The sequence below is a fragment of the uncultured Campylobacter sp. genome, from assembly GCF_938030685.1.
GTDB lineage: Bacteria > Campylobacterota > Campylobacteria > Campylobacterales > Campylobacteraceae > Campylobacter_B.
Genome location: NZ_CALHHX010000093.1, coordinates 1 through 10,261, shown reverse-complemented (window position 1 = coordinate 10,261; position 10,261 = coordinate 1). Strand labels below are relative to the sequence as shown.

General features: G+C 50.3%; 10 protein-coding genes. 1 reads left to right on the top strand and 9 read right to left on the bottom strand.

The window, feature by feature from the left end:
* A partial coding sequence (locus Q0369_RS04475; protein ID WP_298096552.1) for a hypothetical protein occupies positions 1-188 on the top strand: 188 nt, incomplete at its 5' end.
* A gap of 69 nt (positions 189-257) precedes the next feature.
* Here the strand turns inward: Q0369_RS04475 and Q0369_RS04470 are convergent.
* The 9 genes from Q0369_RS04470 to Q0369_RS11190 form a co-directional block, all read right to left on the bottom strand.
* Positions 258-1,034, bottom strand: coding sequence for an ABC transporter ATP-binding protein (locus tag Q0369_RS04470; RefSeq protein ID WP_298096548.1), 777 nt, complete (start codon positions 1,032-1,034; stop codon positions 258-260).
* On the bottom strand, positions 1,027-2,019 hold the full coding sequence (locus Q0369_RS04465; RefSeq protein WP_298096544.1) for an iron ABC transporter permease: 993 nt from the start codon (positions 2,017-2,019) through the stop codon (positions 1,027-1,029). The genes Q0369_RS04470 and Q0369_RS04465 overlap by 8 nt, the downstream gene beginning before the upstream one ends.
* Positions 2,020-2,891: 872 nt before the next feature.
* On the bottom strand, positions 2,892-5,612 hold the full coding sequence (locus Q0369_RS04460; protein WP_298096542.1) for a carbon monoxide dehydrogenase: 2,721 nt from the start codon (positions 5,610-5,612) through the stop codon (positions 2,892-2,894).
* 218 nt (positions 5,613-5,830) lie between these two features.
* The gene (locus Q0369_RS04455; protein WP_298096539.1) at positions 5,831-6,469 is read right to left on the bottom strand and encodes a nitrous oxide reductase accessory protein NosL; all 639 of its coding nucleotides are present in this window, start codon (positions 6,467-6,469) and stop codon (positions 5,831-5,833) included.
* The gene (locus Q0369_RS04450) at positions 6,466-7,293 is read right to left on the bottom strand and encodes an ABC transporter permease subunit (RefSeq protein ID WP_005870848.1); all 828 of its coding nucleotides are present in this window, start codon (positions 7,291-7,293) and stop codon (positions 6,466-6,468) included. The genes Q0369_RS04455 and Q0369_RS04450 overlap by 4 nt, the downstream gene beginning before the upstream one ends.
* Positions 7,294-7,946: 653 nt before the next feature.
* Entirely contained in the window at positions 7,947-8,603 is a 657-nt protein-coding gene (locus Q0369_RS04445) for a hypothetical protein (RefSeq protein ID WP_298096536.1), read from the bottom strand.
* Complete coding sequence (locus Q0369_RS04440) at positions 8,587-9,225, bottom strand: ABC transporter ATP-binding protein (RefSeq protein ID WP_298096533.1); 639 nt, start codon at positions 9,223-9,225, stop codon at positions 8,587-8,589. The genes Q0369_RS04445 and Q0369_RS04440 overlap by 17 nt, the downstream gene beginning before the upstream one ends.
* An 8-nt stretch (positions 9,226-9,233) precedes the next feature.
* A complete protein-coding gene (locus Q0369_RS04435; protein WP_298096529.1) occupies positions 9,234-10,136 on the bottom strand; it encodes a NapH/MauN family ferredoxin-type protein in 903 nt (300 codons plus the stop codon).
* A gap of 3 nt (positions 10,137-10,139) precedes the next feature.
* Positions 10,140-10,261, bottom strand: a 122-nt coding sequence (locus tag Q0369_RS11190) for a cytochrome c (RefSeq protein ID WP_367178971.1), incomplete at its 5' end; no start/stop codon positions are given.

Below are 10,261 nucleotides of genomic sequence, written 5' to 3'. Positions count from 1 at the left end.
CGAGGGAGCGAAGCTCCCCGTCGCAAGGACGAGCTGTGCTCGTCCGCGAAGTAAAACCGATAAAAGTGCAGGCGTTAGCCTGCCGTAACTTTAGGTGGGTCGAGGGAGCGAAGCTCCCCGTCGCAAGGACGAGCTGTGCTCGTCCGCGAAGTAAAACCGATAAAAGTGCAGGCGTTAGCCTGCCGTAACTTTAGGTGGGTCGAGGGAGCGAAGCTCCCCGTCGCAAGGACGAGCTGTGCTCGTCCGCGAAGTAAAGACTAGAATGGATACGTCAAGCAGCAGACGCGACCGACCTTTTCGTTGTAGCTGACGTCGAGCTTCAGATCGTATAGTTTGCTTAAAATTTCGCTCTTTATGATCTGCTCGGCTTTGCCGTAGGCGACCTCGCCGCCGCCTTTTACGAGCGCGACGTATCCGCCCAAAAGCAGCGCGAAGTCCGGATTGTGCGTGGCTAAAACGACGGTGTAGCCGTTTTTTAAAAGCTCCTTCGTGGCGCGGAGGAATTTGTATTGGTTGGCAAAATCCAGCGCCGAGGTGGGCTCGTCGAAGATCACGATCTTAGGCTCGCTGCAAAGGGCGCGCGCGATGGATGCCATCTGCCTCTGGCCGCCGCTTAGGCGCGTGATGATCTTGTCTTTTAGGTGCCAAATTTCAAGCATTTTCATGTAGCGCTGCGCAAGCCTGTAGTCGTTTTCGCTCGGCTGCGAAAAGATCCCGATATGCGCCGTGCGCCCCATCAAGACGTATTCGAAGACGCTGTAGTCGTACTCGCAGACCTCGCTTTGCGAGACGTAGCCGATGATCTCGGCGCGCCCTTTGGCGCTGAGGCTCGCCATATCCTTGCCGTCAATTGAAATTTTACCGCGCAGAGGCTCAAGCGTGCCGCTGATTAAATTTAAAAGCGTCGATTTGCCCGCGCCATTTTGCCCCAAAATCGTCAGCATCGCGCCCGCTTCGAGGTTGAAATTCACGTCGCGCAGCGTTAGAGGGGCGGATTTTACGTAGCCGAAGTCTAAGCTCTCAACCCTAACCATTTAGCTTCCTTTTGTTTTTAAGCAGGATGAATATAAAAAATAGCGTGCCGATAAAGCCCGTAAGCACCCCTAACGGGATCTCGCTTTGATTTATGCTGCGCGCTACGTCGTCTACGATGAGCACGAAGATCGCGCTTAAAAATATGCTCGCGGGGATCGCCTTGGTATTGCTTACGCCCACGATCATGCGCGTTAGATGCGGCATCAAAAGCCCCACCCACGCGACTATGCCGCTGATACACACGCTGCTTGCGGTTAGCAGCGTCGCGCAGACGATGATGATGCCCCGCTCCAGCACGACGTTTACGCCGAGCTTCGCCGCGGTCGCATCGCCCATGGATAGGACGTTTATTCGGTAGCTCATCAGCACCAAGATAGCGATACAAACCCCCATCACCGGCGCTATCATCGCTAGTACGCTAGGATCGACCTTCGCGAGGCTTCCTAGCTGCCAATACACGATATCCGCGAGCTTCGTCTCGGGATCGGCCATAAATTTTAAAAATCCGATCAGCGCGCCCATTAGACCGCTTACGATGATGCCCGCAAGCACGAGCATTATGGTGGCGCTCGAACGCAGCGCGCGCGTGATTAGAAGCGTAATGCAAACCGCCGCAAGCCCGAAAACGAAGGCGAAAAGCTGGATCAAAAGGATATTTAGATCAAGCAGGATCGCGATCGCCGCGCCCACGCAAGCTCCGGCGCTCACGCCCAAAAGATCGGGCGAGACGAGCTGGTTTTTAAAGACGCCCTGATACGCCGTGCCGCTGATGCCCAGCGCCGCGCCCACGAGCACTGCGGCGATGATGCGCGGCAGGCGCACATCCATAACGACGTTGTGGACGTTTTGCGCCACCTCGCCGCCGCTAAGCGCTTTTAAAACCTCGGTGATGCTTAGTCCGAAGCGCCCTATACAAAGCGATATCGCAATCGTCGCAATCGTCGCTAGTATCAGCAGCACGAGCATAAATTTAAAATTTTTCATACCTTCCCTTGCTTTAAATTTTATCTTTTGCATTAAATTTAATCTTTGAAATTTCGCCTCGTTGAAACACGCTTAAAATTTCGCTTTAAATTCTGCCTCCCGGCTCGTAGCGAAAGGCTTGCGGCAAAACTCCTTCGTGATAGCTCCAAGATCAATACTTCAGAAAAGATCCGGATGAAAATTTTAGCCGCCTGCAAGATTTGTAGTGACGCCCTCGCGCCCGTGCGGTCTCAGCCGAAAATGTTTGCAGACGCAGCATAGACGCGCTTTTGTCGCACCGCCTCAAGCTGCGAAACGCAGGACTTGACGGCAGTGCCTCCGCCTCGCACGACATCTTCTACCGATGATGACGCAAAGACTGCAGCGGCTTTGATTTATGCATCTAAATCCTTAAACAAATATGGCATTTTAGCACATATCATATTAAATTTTTATGATTTCAACTTTCATACATGCGGGCGAGATCTAATGGCGTGCAGCTCCGTGCAATAAGGCTTTTAGCAAAATTTAACTCGCGGATTTCAGATTACGCCTACGAAATTTACGCCAAGATGGAATTTTATAATTTCATCCTTTCGCGAAAGATGCGCTTAAGCTCGATGGCGGAATTTGCCCGGCTAAATTCCGCCGATTTAGCAGCAGACACAGCGCGCGGCGAAATTTTACGTAGGATTTGAAGATTTGATTTAGAATTCCACGAACGGATGCGGCGCGAAAATTTTATCTTTATTTAACCTCGGTTTTGCTAGCCACTTAGTTGTAGAATTTTGCTAGCCGTTTAGCTGTGGGATTTTATTTGCCCGCAAGAGGTTAAATTTTATCATGAAATTTCGCATCGCATTTTAAGCGATGCGAAATGAATCCATCCGTCGCTACTGCCAGCCTAGAGCTTTGCGCTTTAGGCGCATATCGCTTACCATTTTTAGCGCAAGCGCGACCGGATCAGTATCTACGTGCATCACAGAGCCAAGTGCCCGCCTAGTGCCCTCTTTGAAAAAGTGTATGACATTTGCGGAGCCGTGGATTTGATACTCGACGCAGTGATATGAGTCGATGCCCATTAGGCGGAATCCGAGCGAGGCATCGACGCCCTTTTCGTTCGCCCACTCGGGAGAAGTGAAGGCAAGCGGCAGCTCGTAGAGATTTTTACCTAGCACCCCTGCGATACCTGCGAAAATTCCGCTAGAGCGGGTGTTATCGATGCACTCACCCACGTGCCATACCGGCGGAAGCTCATCTTTTTCTAAAAACGCCCGCAGCGACGCGCCTGCTTTTTTATACGCGCTTTTTTGGCAAAAGCCCAGCTTCATTAGCGGGAACGACGCGCAGCCGTTGGTTAGGATTAGGACGTTATTTTCGATTAGGGTTTGTGCGACATCTATAATAGCGCGCTCATAAGGCACTTTAGGATTGGTGCAGCCGACCATATTTACGATGCCTAAAATTTCACCGCTTTTTAGCGCGTGCGCTAATGGCTCCATGCCGCCGTAGTGTTTATGGACGAATTCTACCGAAAAGCCCACTTCGGCCTCGACTTCATACGGCGGAATATATACCGGCAGTCCCTTGCGCTTTTCGTGAGATTGCAATGCGCGGTCTAGAATTTTACGCGCCAAATTCCTAGTCTCGGCGATATTGCTATGGTGATGATCGTAGCCGATATGCTCGGCTCCGGGAAGCCTAGCTGATGAGCTCGTGGTAACGACCTTGGTCTGGAAGCAGTTAGCCACGTCCATGATCGCAGGATAGACATCTTGGACATCGGCGACCCACAGATCAAGCGCTCCCGTGCCTATGACGAGTTCGGCAGTTACGGCGTTTGAGAGCGGTACGACGCCCCAGTTGCGATACATCGCCGATAGCCCAGAACAGCACACGCCGTAAAATGCGATCCCCTGCGCGCCTATTGCGCGAGCCTTGTCTTGGTACTCTTTAGAATTTCCGATCTCCACTATTAGGCTTACTAATGTCGGCAGATGTCCGTGCACGGCGATATTGACCCAGCCTTTTTTAAGCGCGCCCATATTGCTTTTGGAAGTTACGCGATCTCCTACGCCAAATAGTGCATCCGTAGCGATATTTGCAGCTACTACGCCGGTGAAGGTAAAAGCAAGCCCGCAGCGCAAAAGATGCTGCATCACGCTGCGCCAGTCTCCATCCGTGCCTACACCTGTTCGGTGATATGCCTCAAAGACTTCGTTATACGCACTAATCGGCAAGATATCTAGCTTCCGCCATACTTCTTGACGCTCCTTGGGCGCGAGCGCAGTGATAGTTTTATACTCGCCGCTACTTTGCGAAAGATCTGTCAAAAGCGTATCGGCAAGCTCGATCGCTACCTCTTTTAATTCTCTGCCTTCAGTTGGAATTCCAAAGGCTTTGGCGGTATTGATGATTTTGTATTCGCCTATTATGGGCAGATCTAGCTTGCCTTGCGCCGCCCATTTTAGCGACAGCAGAAGCTCTCTGGCGTGCGCGCCGTGTTGAGCTACGCCTGCAGCTACTTGGCGCAGTAGGTTGCGCGATACGATGAGATCGGCGTCCGCACCGCAAGTACCACGATCGGCCTTTTTAGTAATTTTGCAAGGTCCCATATTGCAGATCTTACAGCATACCCCGCTAAGTCCATAACTACACATAGGCATCTGTTTGTCGAAACGATCAAACGCCGTATCTACGCCGATCTGCTCCATCCTAAGCATCATTTCACGCACGGCGGGATCAGGGGTTTTCTCAAGTACTTCTTGCTTTGTAGGGAAGGTCTTTTTGTATTCAAGCAGCGCCTTCATATAATCCGCCGTAAATTCCGCCTCGTGAAAATGCTCGAAAAGATTGCCATGCGCGTCTTTATGTGTTTGCGGACTAGCCTCTGCAGGCACTAAAACTTTTGGGATGCCATGTTCGTCAAATCCGATAATCGCGCGGTGAGAGTGGGGTTTGTGATCATGGCAATGTCTGTCGTGCTCATGCGAGCTGATGGAGGAATCCTCGTCGTGCTCATGCGAAGACGCCGCAGAATTTGCTCCATATTCATGCAAATAAGCTGCGAGGTTTTCTTCTTGATTGTGTGAGTGGGTCGCAAGATCTTCGTCGTGTAGATGCGAGTGAATTGTGGAGCTATCGCTATGCTCGTGCGAGTAAGAGATGTGATCGTCGCTACTTGGACTCTTCGCAGGATTTGAGACGAAATTTATCAAAGAATCAGCCATGGAATTTGTCGTAGAGCCTATCGCGGAATTTTGGGCGTTGCTTGCGCCTTGAGCGCTTGAGTACGCCGCAAAGTTCGTACTTGAAGCAGAGCTTGCGCTATCATCGTAGCCAGACGCGGAATTTCTGGCTTCGCAATCGCACTCGTCGCAGGAATTCCCACCTGCGGCGCGATTTTTAGAAATTTTGTCACGAGTATGCGAGGCGGAAGTCGTAGAATTTGCGGCGGAATTTTGAGCGCTATTTGTGCTTTTATCAAAAACGGACGCGGCGGAGCTTTTGAGCGCGTCTGCGGCAAAATTTTCCCCCTTATTCGCAGCGGAATTTTCATCCGTCGCAGCCTTTTTGCGTGGGCCTTTTTGTTTTGCGATTTTGTCGTTTACCATGATCGTCTCCTTAAAATTTATTTTAAAAATAAGCGAGAATGTAGAGCTCAATAAATATACTGAAAAACTACATTATCTAATTCTTATAGATAAAATTTAACGTGATTGTATTTTTTAATTGCTTTAAATTCCCTTAATAGCGCACTAAAATAAAAGATAAAATTTTATGAATAAAATATACTAAAATAGCTGGATTTAAATTTTGCCAAGCGGCTCGATCATCTTAGATAATCGATCAGCTTGGCGGAGATTTCTCGAAACTGCAAAATTTTATGCCCCTTTTTCTCGCGCATGAAGTCCTGCGCGTCGCGCAATCTCGCAAACGTGATAAGATCGTCGCCTCTGGCGCTTTGCAGCACGCTGCCGAATACATAAAACGCGTCCTGTGCCCGCAAAATTTCGCCGCTTGCGTAATCGGTGACGTAAAGTTCCGCACCGCCGAAATTCGCATCAGTGGAATTTGCCTCGCCTAAATTGCCGCTAGCTTGATTTTTGCTCTCAGAATTCGCTCCAGCGGAAGTTCCGCTAAAATTTGCGCTCGAGCTCCCACTTTCAAAAAAATATGCAAACATCACCTTGGGTGAGGCAAACGCGAGCGCACTGCCGTCTTTGAGCCTTGCATAGGCGCGAAATTCCGGGTGCGCGCTAGTATCGATGCCGTATTTGGCGCAGGTGAGATTTACGTCTTTAAGCCACGCAAGATCGCGCGCAGGTTTGGAATTTTGCGCCGAGCCGGAGCCTGTACTATCTGACGCGCTTAAATTCTGCGCCAAGCCGGAGCTTTGAGCCGCGGAATTTTGCATCTCCGCTGCACCGCAAAGCGCTATAAATGCCGCTAAAATGAGTGGAAATTTCACGCCAAATCCTTCGATCTAAAGATAAAATAGCCCAAAATCAGGCTTGCCGCGCCCAGAGCGATCGGATAGAGCAGCGAAAAGGCGATGAAAAGTCCGCGCCCGAAGTGATCTAGGATAAAATACGCCGTCGTGCCGATGACCGCAAGATCGGGATCAAACAGGCTGATAGCGGCGATGCGGAAGTCCTCCATCGGGTTTGCTAGGGCGATCGCAAAGATCAGATTTTCGTTCACGCCCGTTTTTGCGAGCAGTCCGATCAGCACGAGATCCAAAAACGCAAGGCAGAAAAGCCAGACGAAAAATGCGAGCCCAAGCCCCATCTCTTGGCTTTTTGAGACTGCGCAGATCAAAAATGCGATCCCTAAAAACGCCGCGCACAAGCTAAAAAGTAGCCCCGTATAAAGCAGGCAGATCGCCCACGGAATGCCCGTTCCCTTGATCGCGCCCCAAACGATCGCCAAAAGCAGCGACAAAAATATCGGCACGAACACTCCAAACAGCCTTCCTAGCGCCTTGCCGTAGTAATACTGCGCCTGCGAGATCGGGAAGCTTAGCAGGTATTCTAAGATGTTTAGGTCGCGATCGGCTAGGATCGCCTTGCTGGTGGTGACGAGCACGAAGACGGGCAGGATGATGATGCAGATCTGAATAAACAGCAGCAGCAGTCGCGAAAGCCCGCTGAAACCGAGCACGCGCGAGTCGGTCACCCCCGTGATAAAAAACGCCGCCACGAGCCCGCTAAAGATCAGCAGATAGAGCAAAAACCAGCGCGAACGGAAGGATTCTTTGATATCCAAAGCGGCGATGGTGAGTAAATTTTTCATTCTTTTCCTTTATTGCGCCTCGGTGCGCTTTTAATTTTAGATGCTCGCGCGGCTTAAATGCGCGTTTTTAAGCTCGGCTCCGTTTCGCGGCGCGGATTTTGCAGACTTAAATTTCGCTTGCCGAGCGTTTAAATGGGCGGCAAAATTTTATCCACAGCGTACGACTGCGCCTCGCGCACAAATTTTAAATTTACAGCTCGCTTGCGGCTCCCGTAAACAGCTCGTCTTTTGCCGCCTACCATCCGTCATTCCGCCGCAGTTTTAAAATTTAGCCGTTTAACGGGCTGCTTAAATTTCAATTCCGCAAAATTTCAAAGCCGGGCGTATTCCGTGGCATAAAATTTTAAAATTCTAAAAATCTTAAGGCGGCGAATTCTACGCCGGATAAATTTTAAATTTACGGCGAAATTTTAAATTAGCGCGCTTGCGTAAATTTTAATTCGGCAGAGCGAATTTTGCGCCGCGCGTTAAATTTAGCCGCGTCGCGAGATGAAATTTTGCAGCCGTCTTTTAAGCCTGGCTTTGACTCGCGCCGAAGTCGCGAAGTAAAATTTTATCTCAGCTATGGCGGTGCGGGCGGCGCGCTGAAATTTCACGCTTTAAATTTAGCGCAAATCCTAGCCGCTCAAAATTTCGCCTTGGCTAAAACATCCTTAATGCGCGTGCCCCGAATGCATATCGTGCGGCTCGCCTTGAGAGTGCGCCGTGCTGCCCGCATCGCCGCCCATGCCATGATCTGAGCCGTGAGTATGCCCCATACCGCTCATGCCGTGCTCTGCGGAGTGAGGGTCTTTCATGCCGCCCATATCGCCATGGCCGTGCATGCTTTCCATATCGCCGTGCGCATCGCGACCCATATCGCCCATTCCCATGCCGTGCGAGCCGCCGCCTGCTTTAAGCGCCGCGACTACCTGATCGAAGCTGAAGTCTTGCTTGCCCTCTTGCTTATTTTTAAACGCGCCCCAGCCGAACGACATAGGGGTTTTAAAGCCCTTGTAAAAATGCGCCGTGCGTGCGTCGATAAACTCGCCGTTGCCGCTAGCGTCATTGATGTAAATTTTGGCGTCCTTCAGCCAGTTTAGTTTATCGTTGGTAACCATAAAATCCACTAAGCAGCCGATGTCGTCAAAGTAGTGGTTTTTACCGTCCACGCGCACATCGACGCTGAAGCGGTTGTCGCTGATCGCCATCTGGCAGTGCTCGCATACGTCTCTGTCGTAATGGACGTTACCGTAGTCTTTCTCGTCGCCGCAGCCTAAAAACGTAAGCGCCGCAAGCGCACAAAGCATAATTTTAAACATTTTTGTCATCTACGATCCTCCCTAGATCCATACAAATCATTCTTTTTACCAGTCCTCCCACTTCCTCGAGCCTGTGCGAGATAAAGATCAAGCTTCTGTCTTTTGCGTGGTTATGCAAAAGCGTCTTAAAACGCTCGCGCGCGCTCGGATCGAGATTAGCTGTCGGCTCGTCGAAAATCATCGCCTTGCTGGCTCTGCCGAAGGCTAACGCGATTAAAAATTTCTGCTTCATACCGCCGGATAACTTGTGAAAGGGCTTGTTTAAATTTGAACTCAGATCAAGCTCCATTTCACCGCAAAATTTTACTATATCCGCTCTGCTTGCGTCCGCCGTGCGCTCGGCGAAGTAGATGAGCTCATTTAGGCTCAGCTTAAGCGGCGGCGGGGTTTGCGGCACGAAGCTGATACCGCGTAGCGCGCGGCTGCGCTGCTTAAACGAATCAAATCCGTCGATAGCTACGCTGCCGCTTGTGGGTATATATTCGCCCAAAATCGTCCGCATCAGCGAGCTTTTGCCCGCGCCGTTTTGCCCGACGAAAAGCACTTGCTCGCCGCCTGCGATATTTAGATCGATATCTTTTAAAACGAATTGATCTCCGAATTTCTTGCTTACGTTTTTAATCTCTATCATAGGCTTCCTTAGATCATATCTTTTAGCTTATTGCCGATACCGAGTGCGTCTTGGTGACACACGTCGATACAGCGTCCGCACAGCGTGCAGTCGATCCCTTTTAGCATAAATTTGCTCTTATCGCCCAGGTTTTCGGATGCCTTTTTTTTAGTGATATCCAGTACGTGCGAGACGAAGCAGACGTCTTGGCAAACGCCGCAGTGATCGCACCTACTCTTATCCCAAGTAATCTTGCTAAGGCTTGCTTTAGCCGCAAGCGAATAGGTACTGCCTAGCGGGCATAGGTGCGTGCACCACACCCGCCTGCTAAAAAATACTTCGAGCAAAAACACAAAAATTATCCAAAGCCCCGCCAGCGAGAAGCCGTAGATGATGAGGCGCGATAAAATTCCAACTACGTTAAAAATTTCAAAAACGAGTAGATCCGTAATCGCACTTAGCAGCAAAAACACCACCCAGATCGCATACCGCATACCGCGAGGCAGGGCGCGCTCCTTGATGACATGCTTAGCGATTAGCGTATTATGCAGCTTCTCGCCGATCTCGCTAAGCGCTCCGTAAGGGCAGATCCACGAGCAAAACGCCTTACCGCCCGCGATGAAATAAAACAGCAAAATGGTGCCCGAGCCGATGAGTAGATTTATCGGCAGATCTTTGTGCGCGGCGATCACCTCAAGAGTCGCGAAAGGATCTGCTAGGTGAAAGCCAAGTATCCGCGAGCCGCTGATGTCGCCCTCTAAAATTTGAATATCCGCACGAAAGGAAAGCACGAAAAGCAGATGCACCAAAAATACCGTGGCGTAGCGCAGCGCCCGAATACTGGGGCGCAGTTTGCCGCTTCTGTTTTTAAGCGCGAAGGTCGAGAAAAAGCTCGTATTTTTGATCGTGCATCGCGAATTATATTTATCCAAGACTTACTCTTTAAATTTTGAAATTTCATCCGCGAGCTTATCTAGGTTCTCGTCGCTTACGTTAGTTAAAAGTCCGCTCATCAGGCTGTTTTTGATCTTACCCGCTTTATAATCTTTGAGGCTTG